This window comes from Streptomyces sp. UF-297 (genome assembly GCF_058245575.1).
The window spans coordinates 37,565-62,635 of the sequence record NZ_JBSIBZ010000013.1 but is presented as its reverse complement, the minus strand read 5'-3'; the positions used below and the strand labels follow the sequence as shown (position 1 = coordinate 62,635).

Sequence of the window (25,071 nt, the reverse complement as noted above, 5' to 3'; positions counted from 1 at the left end):
GCCCTTCTCACACCCCACACCATGAGGACGCCATGCTCCCTCCCCTCCCGTCCACCGCAGAGCACTCCCGGCCCCGGCCAGGTGGGCCCCCACACGCTCCGGTCCGCCCACCCCCGACAACTTCGGCGAACTGCTGTCGCTGGGCAAGCGGACCACCTTGATGCTCGCCCACTGCCCAAGCTTCGGCCGCCTTCAGCCGCGCGTGCGGCCGACGCGGCATCAGCCCCGGCACCATCGGGATGCCCGGCCACCAGGTCCTGACGTGGCGCCCAGTGCCCGTCGCTCCGGCCCCGCACATGCCGATCAGTAAGTCCCGGACCACGGCCGTCCTCGCTCTCCGCGTAGGAGAGGACGAAGGCGGAGTGATCCCACTGCACACCAGGCTGATCTGGCCGCCACTACGACGCCCGACGCTTCCGACGGAAGATCATGGGAGGAAAGCTCACGTGCAGCCCTTCGAAATGCCCGAGTTTTACATGCCGTACGCGGCACGTCTCAATCCCCACGTACAGCGCGCCCACCGTCATTCCATGGCCTGGGCCCGGCAGATGGACATGCTCGATGTCCCCGCCGTACCAGGACAGGATCCCGTGTGGACCGAGGAAGAACTCGCCGCCCACGATTACTCGTTGATGTGCGCCTTCACCCACCCGGACTGCGATGAGGACGAACTCGACCTCATCACCGACTGGTACGTCTGGGTGTTCTACTTCGACGATCACTTCCTCGAAGCGTACAAGCGCACGCGTGACATCGCCGGGGCCCGCGTGCACCTGGACCGGCTCGCCTCCTTCATGCCCGAGGATCCCACCCGTCCCCTGCCACGCCCCGCCAATGGAGTCGAGAAGGGCCTGGCCGACCTGTGGCCGCGTACGGCGCCCACCATGTCCAGGGCCTGGCTGAAGCGCTACCTCACCAGTACCCGCAATCTCCTTGAGGAGTCGATGTGGGAGCTCGCCAACATCAGCGAGGGCCGCATCGCCAACCCGGTCGAATACATCGCGATGCGCCGCAAGGTCGGCGGCGCGCCCTGGTCCGCGAACCTCGTGGAGCACGCGGTGGGCGCCGAAGTCCCCGACGCCATCGCCGCGACACGGCCCATGCAGGTGCTGCGCGACACCTTCTCCGACGGCGTCCACCTGCGCAATGACCTCTTCTCTTATCAGCGCGAGGTAGAGCAGGAGGGGGAGATGTCCAACTGCGTACTGGTCACGGAGCACTTCCTCGGTGTGGGTACCCAGCGCGCGGCGGAACTCTCCAACGACCTGCTGACCTCACGGCTGCGCCTCTTCGAACACACCGCCGTGCACGACCTGCCGCGGCTGTTCGCGCATGCCCAGCTCCCCGAGGAGCAACGCTCGGCCGCCCTCGCCTACACCAAGGGCCTGGTGGACTGGCAGGCCGGCGGGCACGCCTGGCACATGCGGTCCAGCCGGTACATGAAGCAGCGCCACGGCGGGCTTGACGCGCTGCGCGGGCCAACGGGGCTCGGCACCTCTGCGGCACGCCTGTTCCAGGCCAGTGCCGGCCGCGCCGTGCGCCCTCGCCACGACTACACCCGTCTGTTGCACCGGCCCACCGGTCCGTACACGGTTCCCCGCGCCCATGTGCCGTTCCCGTCGAGGCTCAGCCCGCATCTGGACAAGGCCCGGGTCCGGCTCAAGCAGTGGACCGCAGACGTAGGCATGATCGACAGCGACGGGCGGTTCGGCGTCTGGGACGAGGAGCGCTACGACGACGCCGACCTGGCCCTGTGCGCGGCGTTGATCTGCCCCGACGCGCCCCAGGACGAAGTCGATCTGACGTCCTGCTGGCTCAGCTGGGGGACGTTCGGGGACGACTACTACTCCACGGTCTTCGGCCGCACCAAGGACCTGGCCGCCGCAACCGCCCAGACGCTGAGGCTGTGGGAACTGATGCCCACCGAGCCGGGCGCGACCGGTCCCGCCCCCGCGAACGCCCTGGAAACCGGACTGCGGGCGGCCTGGGAACGCGCGGTGAAACTGATGCCGCGACATATCCGCACCGTCTTTCGCCAGTACGTCTATGACATGGTCGAGAGCTGGCTGTGGGAGCTGGACAACCAGCTGCAGTTGCGCATCCCTGACCCCGTCGATTACGTGGAGATGCGCCGCAAGACCTTCGGGGGCGACCTCACCACTGGGCTCACGTACCTGAGTCTGGTGGCCCAGGGCCCGCCGATTCCCGAAAAGGTGCGCGAAAGCAGGCCGATGCGCACGCTTTCCCGGTCGGCGGCCGACGCTGTCACCATGACCAATGACCTGTTCTCCTACCGCAAGGAGATCGAGGTGGAGGGAGAGCTGAACAATCTCGTCCTGGTGGTCCGCCAATTCCTTGACTGCGGTCTGGAGCAGGCACTCGATGTCGTCGACCGGCTGCGCAACGAGCGCATCGCCGAGTTCCAACGCACGGTGCATGTCGAACTACCGCTCCTCTTCGAAGACTTCGCACTGGACGCCGAGCTGCGAGCACTGCTGACCGCCTATGCAGGCAAGCTGCGCGATTACATCGCGGGTGTGATCCGCTGGCACGAGTCCGTGGACCGCTACCGCAGGCTGCGGCCGCACTACTTGCCGGCACCGGGCTGGCTGGCCAAGCCGCTGCCCGGCCGAGCGGCGGCCCCCATGATGTCCGCGGCATCCTGGCACTGACGGGAAAGGCCCCGTGAGTGCGCTGGGCGCGCCCGGCTGAACGGCACCGCTCGCACTTGGACTACGGGCCTCCCGGGGTTCAGCGGGCGTGTGCTCAGGGGCGCTTGAGACCGCGTACCCGGTCCAGGGCTTCCGCAGCCTGACGCTGGCGGGGGAAGGATCGCAGCCGTTCGGCGAGCTGCATCAGGCTGCGGTCGGCTCGGGCGGAGTGCAGTGGGGGGTAGTGGTCGAGGGCGAGATGGCAGTGTGCGCACGCCTCTTCCAGGTGGCCGACGTCCACCAATAGGTCGGCGAGGCGCAGCTGCGTGAGGACGTACAGGCGGCGCTTCGCCGGGGAGCGGTGGCGCACCGCCTCGCGTAGTGCTTCGAGAGCCGGGCCGCGGTCGCCCAGCGCGTGGAGGGTCTGGGCACGCTGATAGTCGAGCCCCGCCCGTGGATAGTGGGAGAAGGGACCGGGGTGGCTGGTGGCCTGGCTGTGCTCCCGTTCCGCGGCGGCTAGGTCGGCGAGCGCGTGGCGTGCGTCGCGCTGAGCAGCACTGGTCACAGCGCGCTGAGCGAGAAGAAAGGAGCGAGTGGCGGAAGTGGCCTGCGCGCCGACGGATTCGATTGCGGCTCGGGCCAGTTCGATGGCGTGACGGGAGTGCCCGAGCCGCAGGGCCTGCGTACTCATCGCACGCAGTGTGATGGCGTACCGGGTGCGGTCGCGGGCTTGCAGCGACAGCGCCAGGGCGACGCGGTAATACTGCTGGGCCAGGCCCTGGTATCCGGCGTCGGTGGTCATGGTGGCGAGCAGGTGGGTCAACTCGGCGCAGTGCACCAGGACTTGACGGTACAGCTCGATCGGGCCGGTGCGGGCGGCGAGTGCTGCTGCGTCGTCGGCGAGATAGGTGGCCAGCGCGGTACGGGCGTGCGCTCCGCCGTATGCGTCGCACAGGGACGCCAGGCTGTGCGTCATGTTCTTGAGGGTCTCGATATCGGCCGGCCGGAGCTCGGGCCCGGAATGCATGCGCTGTACGGGTGCCGGTGTATCCCAGTCGGGCAGGGCGACAGCGGACAGGGTGTAGGAGGTCTGGGTGACCGCTCCTCTGCGGTGCGGGTCCGCGTCGCTGCGGGCCAGGGAGTGCAGGAGGTAGACGGCGTCGGCCTTCTCGACGGGGGTCAGCCGGGCGGGCGCACGGGTGGACGCGGCAGCGAGGAGGCCGGTCTCCTCGGCACTGATCAGGCGGTGGCAGCGGCGGCTGAGGGCCTGGGCTGCGATGTTCGCGACGGCGGCGCGGGGTTGTGAACCGCTCAGCCAGTGGGCGATGGAGGACCGGTCGTATCGGAGGGCGAGCCCCTGGCGGGCCCCCAGGGTATTGACCGTCCGGGCGAACTCCGCAGTGCTCCAGCCCGCTTCGGAAAGGAGCGCGGCCAGACAGTCGTTGCGTTCACGACGGGACATGATCACTCCTAGCCGCGGCATGCAAGCCGGTTATGGGGGCGCTGGAACCTGTGCCGGACATACGGATGCCCGGTGTCTGGCTGGGCTCACGGGCCCGCGATGCTGTCGCGCGGGGAATTGCCGTCGCGCCGGACGGGCCGCGCATCCATTGATGAATACGCACGCGCGATCACATGGCGTCGGGAGAAGGAATGGGGACCTCCGCCCGTTATCTCATGTCAGTGCCCGGATGGGTAGCCCAGTGCGACCGTGCGCCCTGCGCGTGCACTCTTTACGCCCTTGCCGCCGCAATGCCGAGTTAGCAAGTGCGCAAGCGTTCAGCGCGTTCAGCGGTCGCCCCGACCAGCGGCCTTCCCAGGAGCACCGCGCCCGGTGCTTTATGGGATCAGGGTAAAGCAGCGACCGGTCCAGGGCCCCTGGTTCTTCCTCCTTATCCCTGCCCCGTCCCGCCCCACGAGATTTCAGCGAGCCGAAGGGTGTGCCATGGACAGCACGGACTCGTTTCCTGCGACACCGAGCCGAACGGCACCCTCGCGCCGCGCGACACGGGCCAGACCCGCTCTCACGAGTGAAGTCTGTCCTGTTCCGCCGGCCGCTGGGAGGCCCCGATGACCACATCCGCGACATCGCCCACCTTCCCTCTGCTCCATCGCCTCGACGGTCCCAAAGCCCTGGACGGCCTGTCGTACGACGCGCTGGGTGACCTCGCCGAGGAGATCCGCGCGTTCCTGATCGCCAAGGTCGCCGCCACGGGCGGCCATCTGGGCCCGAACCTGGGCATGGTCGAACTGACCGTCGCGCTGCACCGCGTCTTCGACTCGCCACACGACACGCTGCTGTTCGACACGGGACACCAGGCGTATGTGCACAAGGTGCTCACCGGCCGGTCCCCCGGCTTCGACACGCTGCGTCAGGCCGAAGGGCTCTCCGGTTATCCACGCCGTGCCGAATCCGAGCACGACGTGATCGAGAACTCGCATGCCTCCACCGCTCTGTCGTACGCGGACGGCCTGGCCAAGGCCCGCCAGTTGACGGGCGACAGCGAGCGGGCCGTGGTCGCCGTGGTGGGGGACGGAGCGCTCACCGGCGGCATGGCGTGGGAGGCGATGAACAACCTCGGCGCCCACCAGGATCGCCCTCTCGTCGTCGTCCTCAACGACAACGAGCGCTCCTACGCCCCCACCATCGGTGCCCTGGCCGATCACCTCCAGCAGTTGCGCTCCCAGTCTTCGGACACCATGGACTGGCTGGTCGGGCACGACCACGCCGAGAAGGGCCACCTGCCGAGCCCCGCGCCGCTGCCCGTGGCCCGCAATCTCTTCGAGCTCCTCGGGTTCGGCTATGTGGGACCGGTCGACGGCCATCACCTGCCCTCGGTGGAGGAGGCCCTGCGTCTGGCCCGCAACGCCCGGCGGCCCATGGTGGTCCATGTCGTCACCGTCAAGGGAAAGGGGTACACACCGGCCGAGACCGACGCGGCGGAGTGCATGCACGCGGTCGGCGTCCTCGATCCGGACACGGGCAAGCCCCGCTCGACGTCGTCGCGGCCCGCCTGGACCCGGGTCTTCGCCGACGAGCTGTGCGCGCTGGGGCAGACGCACCCCGACCTCGTAGCGATCACCGCCGCCATGCCCGGCCCCACCGGGCTGGCCCGCTTCGGTGCCCGCTTCCCCGACCGGTTCTTCGACGTCGGCATCGCCGAACAGCACGCGGTCACCTCGGCGGCGGCCCTGGCCATGGGGGGCCTGCATCCGGTGGTCGCGGTCTACGCGACCTTTCTGGGCCGGGCCTTTGACCAAGTGCTCATGGATGTGGCCCTGCACCGGCTGCCGGTCACCTTCGTCCTGGACCGGGCCGGTATCACCGGTGCCGACGGGCCCAGCCATCACGGCATGTGGGATCTGACCATCCTGGGCGCCGTACCCGGCATGCGGGTCGCGGTACCGCGCGACGCGGAGCAGCTGCGCGCGCTGCTCGCCGAGGCGGTCGCGGACGCCTCGGGCCCCACCGCGCTGCGCTTTCCCAAGGCCACGGCGGGCGAGGACATCCCGGCTGAGACCCGCATCGGTCCCATCGACATCTTGTACCGCACGGGCGTACGCGACGTTCTGTTGATCCCCGTCGGCCCGCTGGCCGGGGAGGCCCTGGAGGCCGCGAGGAGTCTGGCGGCCCGGGGCATCGGCATCACCGTCTGCGACCCGCGCTGGGTCCTTCCGGTCCCGCACGAACTGACCGAACTGGCCGCTCGCCACCGGCTGGTGGTCACCGTCGAGGACAACACGCGTTCCGGCGGTGCGGGCACGGCCATCGCCAGGGCACTGGCCGACGCCGGCTCCTCCGTCCCCGTCCGCGTACTGGGCCTGCCCGGCAGCTTTATCGGCCAGGGGACCCGCTCCGACCTTCTTGCCGCGGCCGGGCTCAGTTGCAGCGGCATCGTCCACTCCGTACTGCGGGCCCGCGCCGGACACCCGCACCACGAACGGGAGATGCCCGCATGACGGTCGATCTGGGCCTGCCCTCTGCCCGGCCCCTTGCTCCGGTGCGCCGCCGTACGCGGCAAATTCACGTCGGCGATGTCCCAGTCGGCGGCGGCGCACCGGTCTCCGTGCAGACCATGACCACCACGCTGACCGCCGATGTGGATACGACGCTCCAGCAGATCGCGGAGGTCACCGCGGCGGGCTGCGACATCGTCCGGGTCGCCGTCCCCTCCCAGGACGACGCCGATTGCCTGCCCGCCATCGTGAAGAAGTCACCGATCCCGGTGATCGCGGACATCCACTTCCAGCCTCGGTACGTCTTCCAGGCCATCGACGCGGGCTGCGCTGCCGTGCGCGTCAATCCTGGCAACATCCGCAAGTTCGACGACAAGGTGAAGGAGATCGCCGCCGCCGCGTCAGCGGCCGGCACTCCGCTGCGCATCGGCGTCAACGCCGGTTCGCTCGACAAACGCCTGCTCGCCAAGTACGGCAAGGTCACGCCCGAGGCGCTGGTGGAGTCCGCGCTGTGGGAGTGTTCCCTCTTCGAGGAACACGGCTTCCACGATGTGAAGATCGCGGTGAAGCACCACGACCCGCTCACCACGATTGCCGCCTACCGGCTGCTCGCGGAGCGCTGTGACTATCCGCTGCACCTGGGAGTGACCGAGGCGGGTCCCGCTTTTCAGGGCTCGATCAAGTCCGCGGTCGCCTTCGGCGTCCTGCTGGCCGACGGCATCGGCGACACCATCCGGGTCTCGCTCTCCGCACCGCCCGTCGAACAGGTCAAGGCCGGCTGCCACATTCTGGCGTCGCTGGGCCTGCGCCCGCGCAAGCTCGAGATCGTCTCCTGTCCCGGCTGCGGCCGCCTTCAAGTCGACATCCACAAACTCGCCAACGAGGTCGAAGCCGCCTTCGACGGCTTCCCGCACCCCCTGCGCGTCGCCGTCATGGGCTGCGTCGTCAACGGCCCCGGCGAGGCCCGCGAAGCCGACATCGGCGTCTCCTCCGGCAACGGCAAAGGCCAGATCTTCGTCAAGGGCGAGGTCATCCGCACCGTCCCCGAATCCAAGATCGTCGAGACGCTCGTCGAGGAAGCCCTGCGCTTCACCGAGACCACGGTCCAGGACACCGAGACCGCGGTCCAGGACACCGAGACCACGGTCCAGGACACACCGTCCTGAGCCCGGCGCACCCGCACCTGCCTCGCACACCGCGTGAAGGGAGACGTCCCCCGCCGGCACCACATCGCACACCACCACGGTCACCATCAGGGAGGGAACCCGATCATGACCACCCACCAGCACCAGGTCACATCCACGAAGGCCGAATTCACCGAGTCCCGACAGGCTCTGAGCACCGCGGCCGCACGCAAACTCACCACCACCACCAAGTCCGTGCCGCAGATGCAGGGAATCACCTCCCGCTGGCTGCTGCGCATGCTGCCCTGGGTGCAGGTTTCCGGCGGCACCTACCGTGTCAACCGGCGCCTGCAGCTCCGGGTCGGGCGCGGCCGCGTGCGCTTCGTGCAGAACGGGGCGGACGACGTACGGATCGTCCCGGAGACGCTCACCGAGTTCCCGGCGCTGCGCGGGTTCGAGGACGTCGACGTCCTGACCCAGCTCGCCGGGAAGTTCACCCCTCGCGACGTGTGCCCCGGCGACGTTCTCGCAGAGGCCGGCACGCCGGTCGAAGAGGCGTACATCATTGCGCACGGCCGCTTCAACCGACTGGCCACCGGCAAGTACGGCACCGACGAACTCCTCGGTGTACTGGCCGACGGTGACCAGCTCGGCGACGAGGCGCTCGGCCAGAGCGACCCCCTGTGGCTGCACACCGTCAAGGCGGCGACCGCCGGCACGGTCATGGTCCTGCCCTGGGCCGTCTTCGGGGACCTCCTGGAGCGTGCACCGCACCTGCAGGACCACATCGACGCGTACCTGGCCAACGCCCGCAGGCCGGTGAACCGCAAGGGCGAGGCATCGGTCGCCGTCACCTCCGGGCACGAGGGCGAGGCCGACATCGTCAGTACGTTCGTCGACTACGACATCGAACCGCGCGAGTACGAACTGAGTCTCGCCCAGAGTGTCCTGCGCGTCCACACCCGCGTCGCCGACCTCTACAACGACCCGATGGACCAGGTGGAGCAGCAACTGCGCCTGACCATCGAGGAGATGCGCGAACGCGAGGAATGGGAGCTGCTCAACAACCGCGAGTTCGGGCTGCTGCACAACGCCGCCTACGACCAGCGCATCAACACCTGGTCCGGCCCGCCGACGCCTGATGACATGGACGAGCTGCTCAGCATGCGCCGCAAGACCCGCATGTTCCTCGCCCACCCCAAGGCCATCGCCGCGTTCTTCCGCGAGTGCAACAAGCGAGGGCTGAGCGTGGACTCCGCCGAGGTCGAGGGGAGTCGGGTGCCCGCCTGGCGGGGCGTACCCATCTTCCCGTGCGGCAAGATCCCCGTCTCCGACACCCACACCACCTCCATCCTCGCCCTGCGGCTCGGCGAGGAGGACCAGGGCGTCGTCGGCCTCCACCAGACCGGAATCCCCGACGAGTACGAACCGGGCCTGAACGTCCGCTTCATGGGCATCAACGATCAGGCGATCATGTCCTACCTGATCAGCGCCTACTACTCGACGGCCATTCTCGTTCCCGACGCCGTCGGCATTTTGGAGAACGCCGAAATCGCCGCTCCCCGCTCCTGATCCCGCGCGAGAAACCGAGAAGGTCAGCCATGTCGCAGCACGATGGCACCATCGCGTGGCCGCGGGAGCGGGATGCGGGCGGGGCGTCGGCCACGGGCGCCCCGGCGCCCGCCGCGTCCCCCGCAAGCTCGCGCCACGCTCTGCCCGGACCGACCGGTCCGGGCACGTCGGCCCCCCTCCGCTCCCTCCTCCCCACGACGCGCCAGGCCGGCGCGCCCCCGCCCGGCGGGGGTCTTCACCCTCCCTGTGCCCCCGCCGGGTTCCGCGCCGCCCACCGCACCGAACTCGCTGCCCTACCCGTGCGTTCACCGGCCCCTGGGCGCCCCGGCACCCACCGGGACTGTCCCTTCCTCGGAGACACGCGGCGCGCACGGCCCGGAGCGACGAACAGCCCGCCGGAGGGCCTTGCCCGTCTGGTGGTCGGCCCATGAAGTCCCTGCAGACTGCCTCGCCCTGGAGGAAGACGCGCGGTCCCCGGCCCGGTGACCCCATCCCCGGCTTGTACTGCCCGCCTGCCGTACCGGCCGACCCCGCCAAGATCGCCGAGGTGGACCGCCGGCTCGAAGCCTGGTCCCGCGAGCACGAGCTGTTCCCCCAGAAGTGGCTGGAGGACTTCGCGGGATTCGGGTTCGGGCGCGCGGTCGTCCTCCAGCACCCCGGCGCGGCCGATATGGAACGCCTGGTCACCGCGGGCAAGTTGCTGGTCGCGGAGAACGTCGTCGACGACTGCTACTGCGAGGACTACGGCGGATCGCCGGTCGGTCTGGGCAGCCGGCTGCTGATCGCACAGAGCGCGCTGGACCCTTTGCACACCGCCAAGGAGTACGCCGGGCAGTGGGCATCGGGCCTGAGCGCGGACGGGCCGCTGCGCTCCTATCACGAGGCGATGCGCGCCTACCGAGTCATCGCCAGCCCGAGCCAGGCGACCCGCTTCATCCACGACATGGCTCGCCTGCACATGGGCTATCTCGCCGAGGCCGCCTGGTCCCAGACCCGCACCATGCCTCCGGTGTGGCAGTACCTGACGATGCGGCAGTTCAACAATTTCCGTCCGTGCCTGTCCATCGTGGACTGCGTCGACGGCTACGAACTGCCCGAAGCGCTCTACTCGCGCCCGGAGGTCCAGCGGATCACCGCGCTGGCCTGCAACGCCACGACCCTCGTCAACGACCTGTACTCCTTCGTCAAAGAGATGGCCAATGACCAGCGCCACCTCAACCTCCCCGTCGTGATCGCCGCCGAGGAACGGTGCGGCCTCAAAGCCGCCTATCTCAAGGGCGTCGAGATCCACAACGAGATCATGCGCGCCTTCGAGAGCGAGTCGGCGGCCCTCGGCTCCAACAGCTCTCTCCTGGCCCGCTACGCCACAAGTCTGGCCGGCTGGGTCACCGGCAACCACGAGTGGCACTTCACCAACACCTACCGCTACCGCCTCCCCCACTACTGGTGAAAGAAAGGGTCCACGCCATGACCACCTCAACCAAGCCCGCCGCCGCCTCGCTCTACCAGAAGTCGGTCGCCGACTACTGGGACCGGGAGAAGAACCCCGTCAATCTGCGCCTCGGCGACGTGGACGGCTTCTACCACCACCACTACGGCATCGGCGACGCCGACTGGTCCGTCCTGGAAGGCCCCGAGGAGACCCGGGACGAGCGGATCATCACCGAGCTGCACCGCCTGGAGAGCGCCCAGGCCGACTTCCTCGCCGACCACCTGGGCGAGATCGCACCCGAGGACCGGCTGCTGGACTCCGGCTGCGGCCGAGGAGGCGGCAGTCTCGTGGCCAACCGGCGCTTCGGCTGCCAGGTCGACGGCATCTCCATCTCCCAGGCCCAGGTGGACTTCGCCAACCAGCAGGCCGAGAAGCACGGGGTCGCCGACAAGGTCCGCTTCCACCTCAAGAACATGCTGGACACCGGTTTCGAGACGGGCGCCTTCGCCGGTATCTGGAACAACGAGTCCACCATGTACGTCGATCTGTCCCTGCTCTTCGCCGAGTACGCGCGGATGCTGCGGCACGGAGGCCGGTACGTCACCGTCACCGGCTGCTACAACGACAGCTACGGTCTGCCCTCGCGCGAAGTCAGTGCCATCAACGCGCACTACATCTGCGACATCCACCCGCGCAGCACGTACTTCAAGGAGATGGCGGCCAACCGCCTCGTCCCGATCAGCGTCGTGGACCTCACCGCGGCGACCATCCCCTACTGGGAGTTGCGCGCCAAGTCGTCGCTGGTCACCGGCATCGAGGACGCCTTCTTGACGGCGTACAAGAACGGCAGCTTCCAGTACCTCCTCATCGCCGCCGACCGCGTCTGACCCTCACCCACACCCCGGGCACGGGCCGTGGTGCGGCACGGCCCGTGCCCGGGCCGAAAGGAACCAGGCCATGTCCCCCAGCAAACTCGCAGCAAAACCACTGGACCTGGAAGGCATCCGCTCGATGGTCGATACGACCATCAACGACTTCCTCGACGACATCAACAGCTCCCTGGAGCACCCCCACCTCATCAAGTTGACCAAGGCGCTGCGGGACTTTCTCGCCGCGGGCGGCAAGCGGCTGCGCCCCTTGCTGTGCGTCGTCGGCTGGCATGCGGCCGGCGGCGTGGGCAGCCGCATTGCCGTACTGCGGCTCGCCGCCTCACTCGAGCTGCTGCACGCCGCGATGCTCATCCACGACGACCTCATCGACGCCTCCGCCACCCGTCGCGGATTCCCCACCGCCCATCACGCGCTGGCCGCCCAACGCCCGGACGCCGCCCCGGCGCACGCCCTGCGGTACGGCACCAACGCCGCCCTCCTGCTCGGCGACCTCACGCTCGTCTGGTCCGAGCACATGGCGGGCACCCAGCAGCTCACCGACCAGCAGCGTGCGAGCGTGCTGCCCATCCTGGAGGCGGTGCGCCGCGAGGTCCTGTGCGGCCAGTTCCTCGACCTGCTGTCCACCGGAGACCCCGGGCCCGATCTCGATACGGCCCTGGCCATCGCCCGTTACAAGACCGCCCACTACACCGTCGAGCGTCCCCTCCAGGCCGGTGCCGCTCTGGCAGGCGCGGCCCCCCGGACCCTGCAGTCCTGCTCCGCGATCGGCATTCCGCTGGGCGAGGCATTCCAGCTCCGCGACGACCTGCTCGGCGTCTTCGGCGACCCGGCGCACACCGGCAAACCCGTCCTGGACGACCTGCGCGAGGGCAAGCACACCCCGCTGATCGCCCTCGCCTTCCAGCGCGCCACCCCCGCTCAGCGCGCCTTCCTCCGTCAGCGGCTGGGCCGCCCCGGCCTGACCGAGACCGACGCCGCGGCCATCCGGAAGATCCTCACCGACACCGGCGCCCGCCACACCGTCGAGGAGATGATCGCCGAGCGCCATCGTCTGGCCCTGATCGCCCTGGAATCGGCTCCCTTCCACCCCGACGCGGAGTCCGCCCTCTACCAACTCGCCGAGACCGCCGTCCGGAGGATCACATGAGCAGCCGCACGGATACGCAACGCCGCATCCTGCTCGCCGCTCCCCGCGGCTACTGCGCCGGCGTCGAACGCGCCGTGGCAACCGTGGAGCAGGCCCTCAAACAGCTCGGTCCCCCCGTGTACGTCCGCCACCAGATCGTCCACAACGCCCATGTCGTACGCGCGCTGGAACGCAAGGGCGCCATCTTCGTCGAGGCCACGGACGAGGTGCCCGACGGCGCCAACGTGATCTTCTCCGCGCACGGCGTCGCCCCCGCCGTCCATGCCGAGGCCGCACAGCGCAACCTCAGCGTCATCGACGCCACCTGCCCGCTGGTGACCAAGGTCCACAAAGAAGCCCGGCGCTTCGCCGACGAGGGGTACGACATCCTCCTGATCGGCCACGAAGGCCACGAGGAGGTCATCGGCACCATGGGCGAGGCCCCCGACCGCATCCACCTCGTCGAGGGGCCCGACGCAGCGCAGGACATCACGGTCCGCGACGAGGATCGTGTCGTCTGGCTCTCCCAGACCACCCTGTCCGTCGACGAGACCACCGAGACCGCCGCGGCCCTGGGCAAGCGCTTCCCCGCCCTGGTCAGCCCGCCCAGCGACGACATCTGCTATGCCACCCAGAACCGCCAGGAAGCCGTGCGGCAGATCGCCGCCGACTGCGATCTGCTGCTCGTCGTCGGCTCCGCCAACTCCTCCAACTCCCGCCGCCTGGTCGAGGTCGCCCTGGCAACCGGGGCCGGAGCTTCCTATCTCATCGACGCGGCCGAGGACATCGACCCCGCGTGGCTGGAGGGGGTGGCGACCATCGGGCTCACCTCGGGTGCCTCCGTCCCCGAAATCCTGGTCAACGGTGTTCTGGAGTGGCTCGCGCCGCACGGCTTCGACCGGATCGAGGTGGTGACCACCACAGTGGAATCCCAGCACTTCGCACTGCCACGGGAACTCGCCTCCCTGCCCGGTTCCCCGGACGGCACGCCGTGATACCGCCGTCCTGCCGGGCAACGAGCGTCTTGCCGTGGGGGGTCAGCCGCGCAGGGTGTGGCTGGGCAGGGTGTTGTAGTGCTCTTTGTAGTAGGTGGTGAAGTGGCTGGGTTTGGCGAAGCCCCAGCGGGCGGCGATGACGGCGACGGTGGTGCCGGCGGGATCGGCGGCCTGGAGGTCGCGGTGAGCGCCCTCCAGCCGGACGCGACGCAGGTAGGCCGTGGGGGTGAGGTCGAAGTGGCGGGTGAAACCGACCTGGAGTGCGCGCAGGCTGATGCCTGCGGCCTGGGCGATGCCGGTCGCGGTCACGGGCTCGTGGGCGTGGTCCTCGATGTAGGCCATGGCACGGCGCAGCGCAGCGGGTGCCACGCGGGTGGGGCCGTGCGGGGCCGGGGCGGTGTCGGCGGTGGTGGGGAAGGCGGTGAGAATCGCGGTGGCGGCCATCTGCGCGAGTTGGGCACGGACCAGGGGCTCTTCCAGGGTGCTGCCGGGCTGGGCGGCTTCCTGGTGCAGGTAGTGCATCAATCGGCGCCAGGTAGCGGCCTTGACGGGGCTGGTGGGGGTGAGGGCTTCGAGGCGGAAGTCGGCCTCGGCGATCCCGGACATCTCCGCGGCCCGGCGCCGCAGGAGGTCGCCGGGCAGGGCGAAGACCCTGGTACGGGCCTTGTGGCAGGTCACGTGTACCTGTCCGGCCATGGGGAACAGACCGAGGGCGCCCGGCCCCAGTACCGCCTCCTGCCGGCCGGCGGACAGGTGCGTCGTGCCCTGGACCACGGCGACGGACAGCAGGTCACCGCTGGCTTCGCACCAAGCCTCGCAGTCGGCGCCGTATTCGGCCGTATCGGCGCGGAAGACGCCTGCGTCCACCGCGCGGACCACGAAGCGGAACCCCTCGCGGCGCACCGGCCGCACCGGCTGCATCGCTGTGTAGGTCTGTGAGATGAACTCGTGCGCCTCACCCGGATCACAGGTCAGGAACGAGGAACGGGTGACCGGTCGTGCCGCCTCCTCCACGCCCGGCCCCTTCCTTCCTGCCTGTCTGCCGGGCAGGCCACTGATTTAGCCGCCCGCACTCGGCTGTGATCAACGAACATGCCGTCGGGAAGTCGCAGTCGGGCCCGCCCCTCCTCCGGAGCACGTGGGGGTGCGCCGAACCCTGGGCGGCACGGACTCTCAAACCACGGAAGCACAGCCGCAGTTCGTTCCGCTCACTGCGCACTCGCCACCGGTTTCGGTTGTGCCGGTGCCGAGAAATCGATCAGGTCTGCCTCTGCGAAACAGCAGCGGACTCAAGTCCGCGATCCGGAAGATATAGACCTTATGGGTTAGTTGGGAATGGCTGTCACGTGTCGCAGCGTTCTCTCGCATGCCGAGTCATTAACCTGCCGATATGCCCGTGACAAGTCAGGGGTCGGGGCCCCGAGACATGACGCCACAAGGCCCTGTCCTTGTATGGCCGGTGTGGGAACTGCAAGGTTACGGTGGGGCCTCTCCTGACTTTTCGAGTAGGCAATGGGGCGGCACGGGAGAACAGACCCTGCCCGCATGGTTCAACGTGCGGCTCACCCTCAAAGACGGCACATGCATCGACATCCTGGCCGTAGTCTGCAATGAGCAGATCGCCATCGAGGATATCCGCTGCAACCCTCCGCTGTTTCTGGACAGCTTCGACACGATCGCTGCCCGTGTAGCCGCCCCCCTCAAAGATGCCTACCAGGCACTGTCCGGGCAGCGCCTGCAGCAGCCGGAGGAGGAGCACGCGCGCTGGGACGCCTCTGATATGCGGCGCGAGTGGTTCGAAAACGTTCCGGCGCGGCAAGGTATCAGGCCACGCGGCCGCCTGGCCCGTCTCATTACCGCTGAGGCATATCAGCGAGCCCGGCAAGAGGGGCGAGACCCCATCCTCGCAGTCATGTGCGCGACCGGCCGCAGTCGCCGAAGGTCGCTTCGCCTGATCGCCCATGCCCGTGACGACGGTTATCTTTCCCCACGCCACAACAGACGCTGAAAGTCCAGCGCCAAACATTCCGACTGGCAAAATCTCTTGCGCGGGAATCACTTGCAGGGATTTAGAAGAACCCTTCGGCTGCCGAGAGTTGAGCAGGACGGTAGCCTGCCGACGGAAACGTTGAACGGTGAGCAGAGCAGCGCCCTCGGCCGAGCCGCGGTGTGAACGGGGCGGAATGAGCGGCGCGGCGACCTCCCCGCCGGGGGAGGCCGCCGCTCCTGCGCCGTGCGGCGCGGGTTCCTGCTATTTCTTCTTCTTGCCGGATTCACCTCGTGAGTTGTAGAGGGTGGCGACGATGCGCTTGGTCGTGTCGGTGATGCGGTGCGGCCCGGAGACACGGTTGCGGGGCAGCGTGTAGCCCTCCGGTACGGCCGTCTCGTACAGGTAGTAGGCGCCGTTGGGGACGGTGAAGCGGCACTGGCCGTTGCCGTCGGTGGAGCAGCCGGCGCCGGACCGGGTGTCGGGGCGCGCGCCGGTGCGTTGCAGACCGGGCCGGCCGTTGGTCTCCCGCCAGAGCTGGAAGACGGCCCCGGGCAGGACCTTACGGGTCTTGGCGTCCCGCTTGACCACGCGCACCTCGCCCGGCTTGGGCTGGTTCTTGACCGTGACGGACGCGCCCGCTTCCCGGTTCTCCCGCGTCAGCGTGAGGGGGAAGACGTTGGGCTTGGGCAGCTGGTGGCTGGCCGGCGCCTTGGTCTCCTGCCAGTAGTACGTGCCCAGGGGACGGTCGCCGTGCCTGCACAGGCCACCGCTGTCGGTCGTACAGGCGCCGCCCACCTTGGTGTCGGCCGTGCCCGTCGTCTGCAGGTCGCTCCTGCCGTTGGTCTCCTGCCACAGCTGGAAGACGGCGCCCGCGAGCGGCCTGCCGGTCTTGGCGTCGACCTTGACCACGCGCACCCCGCCCGGCTTGGGCTGGTTCTTGGCGGTGACGGACGCGCCCGCTTCCCGGTTCTCCCAGGTCAGGGTGACAGGGAAGACGTTGGGCTGGGGCATCTCGTGGCTGGCCGGCGCCTGGGTCTCCTGCCAGTAGTACGAGCCCAGACGCTGGTTGCCCCGCTTGCACAGGCCGCGGCTGTCGGTCGTGCAGGTGGCACCCACCTTGGTGTCGGCCTCGCCCGTCGTCTGCAGGCCGCTCGTACCGTTGGTCTCCTGCCACAGCTGGAAGACCGCGCCGGCGAGCGGCCTGCCGGTCTTGGCGTCGGCCTTCCACACGCGGACTTCACCGGTGGGCTGGTTGTAGCCGAAGTCGTAGGTGTGGTTGTCCTGGCCCGCGCTGCCGGTGGTGATGGTGTGCTCGGGGAAGCGGCCGCCGGGCGGCACCTTGCCGTCGCTGTCGATGAAGTCGTTGTCCCCGGCGTCGTTCTTGGTGACGGCCCAGCGGTAGAGCGGGCCGCCCTCCTCGTAGTCGGCCGGGTTGTCGATCTTGATCGTGTACTTGGTGCGGAACTTCAGACCGTCGTTGACGCTGTCGAAGTAGTACTCGCCGCGCCGCGTGGTCGTCGTGGTGGCGACCAGATTGCCGTTCTCGTCGTAGAGGTTGACGGTCGCGCCCGGGACCGGCTTCTCGCCCGGGTCCTGGATGCCGTCCTTGTCGACGTCGTACCAGACGCGGTTGCCGATCTGGATCGGTGCCTCGTCGCACAGCACCTCCAGGTCGGCCATGGCGGCGCCCTTGCCGAAGCCCCGGAGGAGGACGTTGCCGCCCTGTGCGCCGCGCGGGCTGGTGCCGTCCCAGCGGTTCACGAACGTGGTGCCGTTGTTGTAGACGTCACCGGTCACGTCGATGCCGTTGCTCGCGACGGTGTCCTCGACCTTGGACAGCGCGATACCGGCGAAGGCGGACTCCATGTGCAGGGTCTGCCGCCAGTCGCCGGGGTAGAACTCCTTGACGTTCTGGTCCGCGGGCTGGTTGCTGTTCTGCACCGTGGCGTTGTTCTTGCAGCCGCCGTTGCCGTCCAGCACGAACTTGCCGTCCGCCCCGGGGCAGGCCCGGTTCAGATCGCCGCCCGCGACCGGGTCGGAGGACCTGGGCCCGCCGGGCGTTCTGACGAGCGCGTACGCGTGCTGGTCGTTGTACCGGTCGCGGAAGCCGAGCACCAGGTCGCCGTTGGTCTCCACGACGATGTCGGCGAGGATCGGCTGCGGGTAGGCATTGCGGGCGGCGCAGGTTCTGCCGTCCTGCTTGTCGCGCCACACATCGGCCCACGGGTACCACCGGTCGCCCCGGCAGCCGGCGGGGACGAGGTTGTCGGCGATGCCGCGGGGGAAGTCGAGCTTGTCGTTCATGATCGTGCCGGTGAACCGGCCGCTCGTCGGGTCGAACTTCTGGACCACGGCCCGCATGTCGGCCTTGTCCCCGCTCGACTGCGCCGAGCAGACGCCGCCCACGAAGACCTCGCCGTCCTGGACGCCGAGGCCGTACGGACGCCAGTCACCGGCCGTCGAGCAGCCGGGGTCGGGAATCGCGTACGACGCCTTGGGAGCGTCCGCGGTGGGCTGGGTGGCGTCGTAGCGGTAGAGCTTCTTGTCGTTGAGGTTGACGACGTAGAGGTCCTTGCCGTCCTCGGAGACCTCGACGTCGCCCAGCGACTCCTTGGCCACCACCGCCTGGAACGCCAGGTCCTGGTCCACGTCCTGGACGTGCGCGGTGGTGCCGACGTTGGGGACCGTGGTGAACTGGGTGGTCTCCTGGCTCTCCCGGTCGGTCAGGTAGATGGCTCCCGCGCCGCCCGGGCCGTAGTTGGAGCCGCGGCGGGCCATTGCGCCGGAGAAGATCCACTTCTTCGGCTTGCTGTAGCCGATGCCGTAGACCGCGCCGATGGTGTCCTTGTCCGACAGGTCGGTCGTCTGGTTGTTCTCGCCGCGGGCGTTGTACGGGAAGCCGAGCAGCGTCCTTGCGCTTCCCTCATTGGCGCCCGGGACGGTGTCCCTGCCGATGCACGCGGTCACCAGCTCGGCGTTCTTCTGGCAGTAGTCGGCCGGATTCCAGTACGCCGTGGTGAATTCGACGTCCTTGCCGCCCCCGACGTCGACGAACTCCTCGGTACTGCTCAGCTTGTCGGGGGCGCCGTCCAGGCCCTCGCGTGCGGCGAAGGCGGAGTACAGCACGCCAGGCTTGGGGTTGATGACCTGGACGCGGTACTTGCCGCCCTTGAGCGCCGAACCGGCCGGGTTGAGGGTGACGACGCCGTTTGCGTCGGTGGTGGCGGTGATGGTGTTTCCGGCGTCGTCGGTCAGCCGGACCTGCACCTTGTCCATGCCGGGCTCCAGGACCTTGTCCCAGGTGCCGTTGGCGTTGACCTCACGGACGACGCGGACCTTGACGGTGCCGTCACCGGCCTCGGCGGCCTGCGCCGGTGGCGCGGCCGCGAGAAAGGCGGTTGCGGAGGCCAGTATCGGCAGCGCCACGCCCATGGAGACAGCACGATGCAGCAGAACTCTGGGGCAGCGCGCCGGAATTGAAAGTGTGCGCAAGGTGTCTTCCTGTGGTGAGGGAGCCTTGAACGGATCGGGCCCGCTCGCCTCATAGAGCGAGCAGGCCCGTCATGGCATGATCCGAAGAATCCGCACAAAATCTTTACCAACACGCCCAATTACCGGCGAAACGGTACAGATCTCCCCGAACGGCGGTCAGGGGCATCCCGCCCCAGCGCCGCGTCGCGCTCCTCGGCCGGCTCCGCGCGCTGCGCGGTTCTCAGCCGGCGACCGGTGCCGGCAATCGGTAGTGCCCCGGGTCGACCGGGCCGGGCAGCCCCGTGGCGGGCCGCGCTCCGGCACTCTGCGCGCCGGGCATCTGCTCCTGCGGGGGCGGGGCGGCGACCTGCCGGAACGAGACACCGGGCGGGACCTTCACCGGCACGGGGGTGCCCGGGCGGGGCAGCGGCACATCACCGCCGGGGCAGGAGGCCACGGCGGGCGGCAGCGGCCGCGGGCTGGTGGCGGCGGGTCCCCCGCCCGTAAAGCAGTTCCCGCCGGTACGCGACGCGGCAAGGACGAGTGCGAGGCCGCCGCGGTCAACGGCGTTGCCCTGGATGCGGTTGCCCCGTACGGGATAGCCCTGGACGTCGCTCAGCACGAGCGCGGCCGCGCGGTGGCCCTCGATGCGGTTGCGTTCGACGCGGTTGCGGGTGCCGCCGCCGATCCCGACGCCGATCCCGAAGCCGCCGTCGGCCTGCTCCGGACTGCGGTCGTCGTTGTTGTCGGTGATGGTGTTGCCGATCACAACGGCCTCGTGCTGCGGGCCGAGCGCTTCGAGGTTGTTGGAGTTGACGGTCAGGCCGACCCGGTTGCGGCGCGCGGTGTTGGCCAGGAAGTACAGCTCCCGCGAGGCGTTGGTGACCTCGATGCCGACCGCGTTGTGCTCCACCGTGTTGTGCCGCACCACGGTGGCACAGGGGTCGCACTGCCCCACGTAGATGCCCGAGTCGGACTGCCCGGAGGCGTAGGAGTGTTCGATGAGGCCGCTGCGCGCGTCGAAGGCGTAGATGCCGTACAGGGCGTTGTTGTACGCGGTCACGTACGAGGCCCGAAAGCCCTTCAGCGGCGGGAACTTGGCGGTGTCCAGCGGGTCGTAACCCGCGCCGCCCGCGCCCGCGCCCTGCAGGCGCTCGTCCGTGACGCCGGTGAACAGCACACCGTTCGCCAGATGATTGCGTACGGTCAGGTTCTCCACCACCGATTCGGCACCGGTGACGGTGATCCCGTTGGCCCGGGTGAACTGGCCGTCGATGACGGTCTTGTTGCGGTCGGTGCCGCGCAGCACCACACGGGGCCGGCGCAGGGCCACGCTCTCATGGTAAACACCCGAAGAGACCAGCACCACGTCCCCGGATCGGGCGACATCCACGGCCTCCTGGATGGACGGGTACTGGGACGGCACCCGCAGCACGGCCGGAGGGCCGGTCGGCCCGGGCTTGCCGTCCGGGCCTGCGGTTCCGCACCCGGCCAGCGCCAGCAGCACCGCCGCGGCCAGCGCCGCGCTCCATCCGGACCGCGAACTCCAGCTACGTGTCCGGCATTTCGTGACAAGAGATCTCATGGCAGAAGGTGTATCGTCACGCCGCGCCGTCCGGCAGACCCTGTGCTATCCCTGCCCTGGAGTCCTGGTGACCGTCCTGCCCCCGCCCCGCCGCCGCACCCTGCTGACCGCTCCGCTCGCCGCGGTCGCCGCCTGCGGCCCCTCCCCCACGGACCCCAGCGCCTCCGACAGCCGGCCACTGGCCCGCCCCCAGCACGGCATCGCCACCCCACAGCCCGCCCATGTCCTGCTGGTCGCCTACGACCTGGCCCCCGCCCGGCCGACCGCCACGGCCGTCCGCCGCGCCCTGTCCGACTGGTGGTCCCACCCCGCCCCGGACGTCACCCAGACCGTGGCCGCCGGCCCGGGCCTGTACCGCAAACTCGGCCTGACCGCCCCGCCCCGGCTCAAGGACCTGCCGCTCTTCCCCGGTGACCGCCTCGACCCGCGCCGGGGCGGCGGCGACGTCCTGGTCCAGCTCTGCGGCCAGAGCGCGGCCGCCTGTGACCGCGCCGGCGCCCGCCTCACCGCCCGCTCCGCCGGTGTCCTGACCCCGCGCTGGCGGCAGACCGGGTTCCTTCCGGCCCATTCCACCGGGCAGACCCCGCGCAACCTCTTCGGGTTCAAGGACGGTACGGAGAACCCCGCCGCAGACGAACTCACCCGCTGGGTGTGGAACGGCGACGGCAGCACCTACCTCGTCTACCGCCGCATCCACATGGCCGTCGACGCCTTCACCGCCCTGTCCGTACCCCGCCAGGAGCAGGTCGTCGGACGCCACCGCGCCAGCGGAGCCCCCCTGGGAGGCCGGCGCGAGCACGACCCGGTGAACCTGTACGCCAAGTCCCCGCAGGGCCGCTACGACATTCCGGTCGACGCCCATATCCGCCTGGCCCACTCACGCCTCGACGGCGGGGCCCGGATGCTGCGCCGGGGCTACTCCTACGACGACGGTGCCGGCGACCAAGGCCTGCTCTTCCTCGCCTACATGCGCGACCCGGCCCTGTTCGTACGCGTCCAGGAACGGCTGGCCGCCTCCGACGCGATGAACGCCTTCGTCGAGCACCGGGCCTCCGCCGTGGGGCACGTCCTCGCCGCCCCGCTCCCCGGCAAGTCCCTGGGCGACGAGCTGCGCTGACCGCCCCTGCCGCATACCGCTCCGGGCCCGCGCGGTGCACCGCCGCACCGGCCCGACCGGGATCAGCCCTGGCCCGCCCGGGCGGTGCCGGGCTTCGTACCCCAGACGTAGACCCAGTTGCGCACCTTCAGCAGGCGCCACAGCCGCTTCGCATCGGCCAGCCGCAGATTGATGCAGCCCGCCGAACCGCCGCCGTTGTACAGGTCGTGCGGGGTGCCGTGCAGGGCCTGGCCGCGGTCGAAGAACTGCGCGTACGGCATCGGCGCGCGGTTGTAGAGGCTGGAGAAGTGGTTCTTGTGCTTCCGGTAGACGCGGTGCCATCCCCTGCGGGTCTCCAGCCCGTCGCGTCCGGTCCGTATCGGTACGGGGCCGAAGAGCACCTTGCGTCCGCGCTGCAGCCAGAGCAGCTGCCGGTTCATGTCCACGCACGTCACCTTGTACCGCCGCACGGGGCACTTGCCGGCCTTGTTCGGCTTCTTGCCCGCCTGCGCCACGAGCATCGTGCGATACGTCCGCAGGTTCGCCGAGCCGTTGGCCGGGCGGACCTTGTGCTTGGTCTGAAAGCGCCGGATCGCCTCACAGTCGGCGGTCGACTGCCTGCCGTCGGCCTTCCGGCGCAGATAGCGCTCCATCTGCCGCTGGTAGGGCCCGGTGTCGGCGGTACACGCGGCGACGGCCGCGGAGGCGCCGGTGAGGTCCGGCCGCTGGGCTGCCTCGGCCGCGGTGACCGGGACCAGCACGGTGAGCAGCGTCGCCGTCACGGTTGCGGCTCTGAGTCGGTTCATGGCGTTCCTTCATGCGTCGAGGAGCTCCGCTCCGGATTCGGGCGGAGCTCCATGGACAGCGGTCAGTCGCACCCCCGTGAGGCCGGTGGCTCTTCGGCATCCGGCCGCCCCTGAGGAGAATCTCGCAGGCGGCAGGTGGCGGAACCTTGTAGCGGGCGATCGGGTGAAATCCGCGGGCCCCTGTCAGCCCGGACAGCATCGGGCCGCGAGCGCGCTCGCCCACGTCACAGGACACACAGGCCGCGATGGCCGGCCCGGCGGGGTCCCTGCCGGGCCGGCCACCGGAGCTACGCGCGGGTGAGCGGGCTGGTGGCTTTGACGACCAGGAAGTCCCGGATCGTGAGACCGCCCGGCGTCGTGGTGAAGGCGTGCTCGAAGAGCGGCTCGGCGCATTCGCCCGTCGCCCCGGAGTCGGCAGGGCGCAGCGGGCCGGTGATGAGCTGGCCCCAGGCGACCGTGAAGGCCCTGCCCGTGTAGCCATCCCAGCCCTCGCCGCGCTTGACGCTGTCCGTACCCGTCGCTGCCGCAACCCGCCCGCACCCGATCAACGGCTCGCCTCGATCAACGCCCGCTGGTCGACAGGCTGATCGCTACACCGCCGGGTGTGACGCTGTGGGCGGTACCGGCGGCGGTGCGGACGTCGAACGCTGCGCCCTCGACCGGCTGGAGGCGCCCGTACGCAACCGCCTCAAGCGTCTTCAGAGCCGGCCCTCCTCCCTCGACGGATTCGTAGCCGGAACCGGCCCGGCACCCTCGACATCCCAACGTCATCCTGATAAGCCGAAATAAGTGACAAGCCTGGGGTGGTGGTGCGGCTTTGCTTCCTCCCCGGCGCGCAGATCGGGAGCCATCCGCAAGTTGATCTTCGATGTGCAGTCCTCGCCACGCCCCAGCACGAACTCCGCCTCACACGCGTTCCCGTCGAGGTCGGGAATCAGCAGCCAGTGGTTCGCTCTGACAAAAGGACTCCCGCAGAGCACCACCCGAGCCGCCAGGCTCCGCTGCCGGACCTCACGCCGTCCGTTCTCGGTAATGGCCTCGTCGACCAACTCCGGTGGAAATGCCCTTCGTCAGGCCCTCAGCGCAATCCGGGCTCAGTGCTGCGCCGGGGTGGTGATCGCTTCCTTCAGCGGCCATTCGTGGGTGATGAATCGCGCCTTGAGGACCGTGTAGGTCACCGCACACCGTTCGTCGCGGCTCCACTGCGCGAGGGTCTTGCTCTCCCCCCACACCACATAGCGGGTGCCGCGCGGGCGGGAGGGGCGGTCGGCCAGCCGCACCAGTTGGTGCCGGGGAACGTCGTTTACGTGGTTGGTGACCATCGTTCCCTGATCCCGTCGGGGCTGGGTGAGCAGGTAGAACTCTGCGAAGAGCGGATCAAGTCCGCCGCGCACCGTGGCTACCGAGACGCCGAACTCTTCGGCGAGGAGGTCCAGGGTCGGTATCCGGGTGCTGGGAGGGTAGATGCGGTCGGCGAGGCGTTCGCGCATGATCGACTCCACGTACACCGTCAGCGGAACCTGGGTGTCCCTTCCTGGGGTGTTCCAGGTTTCTCCGTCGATGACAACGCGGGTTCCCAGGCGGGGGCGGGTCTCCATCAAGCCGTCGCGGCGCAGGAGCCACAGTGCGGCTGCGACAACGGCGCAGCATGTGCTGTAGGTGTCGCACAGTTGCGGGTAGGTGACGATCTGGCCGGGGACGAGTTGTCCATTGCCGATGCCCTCGCGGAGGCCGGCCAGGACTTCGGCAACGCGTCGGCGTTCGGCTGGGGACAGGTGGCGGGACCGCGTGGGCGGCAGCATGTAGTTCTGACTCAGACATGCTTCCTTGGTGCGGTGTTCGCAGTGTGGCCGCGCTGGCAGGTTGCGAACTGTCAGGCGGCGATCCGCGGGTTTCTGCTGCGTGGGGCGGGGCTTCTTGTGGAGGGCCAGGGAACGCGGCGCCCGCTGAGCAGTTCCTGCAAGACCCGGCGGGTGCCTTCGCGTTCAGGGCCAGACTGCGTGTCCGGCCGCGAGCAGGGCGACGGCGAGCAGGCCGATCCAGATGAACCCGGATACGGGAATGTGTTCGAGCTTGGGCTGTTGGCGGACGGCGGGGACGATCTCTTGCCCGCCGCCGGGGATGTGCCGGATGCGGTGGGCGGGCCCTTGACGGTCGCAGCACTCATCTGCCGCGCTGTCGCCTTCGGCTGACCGGGGTTGCGAGGGAGGGCCCGCCAGGTGCGCGAGCCTGGCGGGCCGATGGCAGCCGTACTGTCATGGGCTGCCCACACCCGGTCCGCGTGGTTCGTACGGGCGGGTGTGGCTGGAGGTCTCCGCCCGGCCCTGCCGTTGACGGCGGGGCGGGGCGGAGGCCGTGGGGTGGCCCGCCCCGTGG

General features: G+C 69.4%; 19 protein-coding genes and 3 pseudogenes. 14 read left to right on the top strand and 8 right to left on the bottom strand.

Annotated elements, in window-relative coordinates; all coding sequences use genetic code 11:
• Positions 1-100: 100 nt before the first annotated feature.
• The 3 genes and pseudogenes from AC4IJH_RS10670 to AC4IJH_RS10660 all read left to right on the top strand — a co-directional run.
• Positions 101-166, top strand: a pseudogene (locus AC4IJH_RS10670) (hypothetical protein); the annotation flags it as partial.
• A gap of 25 nt (positions 167-191) precedes the next feature.
• Positions 192-374: pseudogene (locus tag AC4IJH_RS10665) on the top strand (Crp/Fnr family transcriptional regulator); the annotation flags it as partial.
• 156 nt (positions 375-530) lie between these two features.
• Complete coding sequence (locus AC4IJH_RS10660) at positions 531-2,672, top strand: terpene synthase family protein (RefSeq protein ID WP_490851350.1); 2,142 nt, start codon at positions 531-533, stop codon at positions 2,670-2,672.
• A gap of 94 nt (positions 2,673-2,766) precedes the next feature.
• Here AC4IJH_RS10660 and AC4IJH_RS10655 read toward each other — a convergent pair whose 3' ends face one another.
• Entirely contained in the window at positions 2,767-4,113 is a 1,347-nt protein-coding gene (locus AC4IJH_RS10655) for an NsdA family TPR-like regulatory protein (RefSeq protein WP_490851349.1), read from the bottom strand.
• A 608-nt stretch (positions 4,114-4,721) separates the two neighbouring features.
• Here AC4IJH_RS10655 and dxs point away from each other — a divergent pair.
• The 7 genes from dxs (at position 4,722) to AC4IJH_RS10620 (ending at position 13,747) form a co-directional block, all read left to right on the top strand.
• Positions 4,722-6,611: a 1-deoxy-D-xylulose-5-phosphate synthase gene (gene dxs, locus AC4IJH_RS10650; RefSeq protein WP_490851348.1), complete on the top strand. Its 1,890-nt coding sequence runs from the start codon at positions 4,722-4,724 to the stop codon at positions 6,609-6,611.
• Positions 6,608-7,774 carry a flavodoxin-dependent (E)-4-hydroxy-3-methylbut-2-enyl-diphosphate synthase gene (gene ispG / locus AC4IJH_RS10645; protein ID WP_490851347.1) on the top strand — a complete coding sequence of 389 codons (1,167 nt, stop codon included), beginning with the start codon at positions 6,608-6,610 and terminating at the stop codon, positions 7,772-7,774. The genes dxs and ispG overlap by 4 nt, the downstream gene beginning before the upstream one ends.
• 105 nt (positions 7,775-7,879) lie before the next feature.
• Positions 7,880-9,304, top strand: a complete 1,425-nt coding sequence (locus AC4IJH_RS10640; protein ID WP_490851346.1) for a family 2B encapsulin nanocompartment shell protein — start codon at positions 7,880-7,882, stop codon at positions 9,302-9,304.
• A 427-nt stretch (positions 9,305-9,731) separates the two neighbouring features.
• Positions 9,732-10,754: a family 2 encapsulin nanocompartment cargo protein terpene cyclase gene (locus AC4IJH_RS10635; protein ID WP_490851345.1), complete on the top strand. Its 1,023-nt coding sequence runs from the start codon at positions 9,732-9,734 to the stop codon at positions 10,752-10,754.
• Between the two features lie 17 nt (positions 10,755-10,771).
• Positions 10,772-11,623 (top strand): geranyl diphosphate 2-C-methyltransferase, encoded by an 852-nt coding sequence (locus tag AC4IJH_RS10630; RefSeq protein WP_490851344.1) that lies wholly within the window; start codon positions 10,772-10,774, stop codon positions 11,621-11,623.
• A 70-nt stretch (positions 11,624-11,693) separates the two neighbouring features.
• The gene (locus AC4IJH_RS10625; RefSeq protein ID WP_490851343.1) at positions 11,694-12,773 is read left to right on the top strand and encodes a polyprenyl synthetase family protein; all 1,080 of its coding nucleotides are present in this window, start codon (positions 11,694-11,696) and stop codon (positions 12,771-12,773) included.
• Entirely contained in the window at positions 12,770-13,747 is a 978-nt protein-coding gene (locus AC4IJH_RS10620) for a 4-hydroxy-3-methylbut-2-enyl diphosphate reductase (RefSeq protein ID WP_490851342.1), read from the top strand. Before AC4IJH_RS10625 ends, AC4IJH_RS10620 begins: the two co-directional genes overlap by 4 nt.
• A gap of 42 nt (positions 13,748-13,789) precedes the next feature.
• Here the strand turns inward: AC4IJH_RS10620 and AC4IJH_RS10615 are convergent, their stop codons facing one another.
• Positions 13,790-14,761 carry an AraC family transcriptional regulator gene (locus tag AC4IJH_RS10615; RefSeq protein ID WP_490851341.1) on the bottom strand — a complete coding sequence of 324 codons (972 nt, stop codon included), beginning with the start codon at positions 14,759-14,761 and terminating at the stop codon, positions 13,790-13,792.
• A gap of 376 nt (positions 14,762-15,137) precedes the next feature.
• Between AC4IJH_RS10615 and AC4IJH_RS10610 the strand changes: the two genes are divergently transcribed.
• Positions 15,138-15,755 (top strand): DUF6214 family protein, encoded by a 618-nt coding sequence (locus tag AC4IJH_RS10610; protein ID WP_490851340.1) that lies wholly within the window; start codon positions 15,138-15,140, stop codon positions 15,753-15,755.
• A 243-nt stretch (positions 15,756-15,998) separates the two neighbouring features.
• Here the strand turns inward: AC4IJH_RS10610 and AC4IJH_RS10605 are convergent, their stop codons facing one another.
• The gene (locus AC4IJH_RS10605) at positions 15,999-19,229 is read right to left on the bottom strand and encodes a SpaA isopeptide-forming pilin-related protein (protein ID WP_490851339.1); all 3,231 of its coding nucleotides are present in this window, start codon (positions 19,227-19,229) and stop codon (positions 15,999-16,001) included.
• A 220-nt stretch (positions 19,230-19,449) separates the two neighbouring features.
• Complete coding sequence (locus AC4IJH_RS10600; RefSeq protein ID WP_490851338.1) at positions 19,450-20,793, bottom strand: right-handed parallel beta-helix repeat-containing protein; 1,344 nt, start codon at positions 20,791-20,793, stop codon at positions 19,450-19,452.
• 67 nt (positions 20,794-20,860) lie between these two features.
• Between AC4IJH_RS10600 and AC4IJH_RS10595 the strand changes: the two genes are divergently transcribed.
• Positions 20,861-21,910: a Dyp-type peroxidase gene (locus AC4IJH_RS10595; protein ID WP_490851337.1), complete on the top strand. Its 1,050-nt coding sequence runs from the start codon at positions 20,861-20,863 to the stop codon at positions 21,908-21,910.
• Between the two features lie 62 nt (positions 21,911-21,972).
• On the opposite strand, the gene AC4IJH_RS10590 is transcribed toward AC4IJH_RS10595, so the two are convergent.
• Together AC4IJH_RS10590 and AC4IJH_RS10585 are read right to left on the bottom strand one after the other, a co-directional pair.
• Positions 21,973-22,695: a L,D-transpeptidase gene (locus tag AC4IJH_RS10590; RefSeq protein WP_490851336.1), complete on the bottom strand. Its 723-nt coding sequence runs from the start codon at positions 22,693-22,695 to the stop codon at positions 21,973-21,975.
• 287 nt (positions 22,696-22,982) lie between these two features.
• Entirely contained in the window at positions 22,983-23,243 is a 261-nt protein-coding gene (locus AC4IJH_RS10585; protein ID WP_490851335.1) for a hypothetical protein, read from the bottom strand.
• Between the two features lie 100 nt (positions 23,244-23,343).
• Here AC4IJH_RS10585 and AC4IJH_RS10580 point away from each other — a divergent pair.
• Positions 23,344-23,471 (top strand): annotated as a pseudogene (locus tag AC4IJH_RS10580) (IS630 family transposase); the annotation flags it as partial.
• Here AC4IJH_RS10580 and AC4IJH_RS10575 read toward each other — a convergent pair.
• Together AC4IJH_RS10575 and AC4IJH_RS10570 are read right to left on the bottom strand one after the other, a co-directional pair.
• Positions 23,463-23,744 carry a hypothetical protein gene (locus AC4IJH_RS10575; RefSeq protein WP_490851334.1) on the bottom strand — a complete coding sequence of 94 codons (282 nt, stop codon included), beginning with the start codon at positions 23,742-23,744 and terminating at the stop codon, positions 23,463-23,465. The pseudogene AC4IJH_RS10580 and the gene AC4IJH_RS10575 sit on opposite strands and share 9 nt — an antisense overlap.
• A 45-nt stretch (positions 23,745-23,789) precedes the next feature.
• Positions 23,790-24,497: a GntR family transcriptional regulator gene (locus AC4IJH_RS10570; RefSeq protein ID WP_490851333.1), complete on the bottom strand. Its 708-nt coding sequence runs from the start codon at positions 24,495-24,497 to the stop codon at positions 23,790-23,792.
• 198 nt (positions 24,498-24,695) lie between these two features.
• Here AC4IJH_RS10570 and AC4IJH_RS10565 point away from each other — a divergent pair, with 198 nt between their 5' ends.
• On the top strand, positions 24,696-24,887 hold the full coding sequence (locus AC4IJH_RS10565) for a hypothetical protein (RefSeq protein ID WP_490851332.1): 192 nt from the start codon (positions 24,696-24,698) through the stop codon (positions 24,885-24,887).
• Positions 24,888-25,071: the final 184 nt, after the last annotated feature.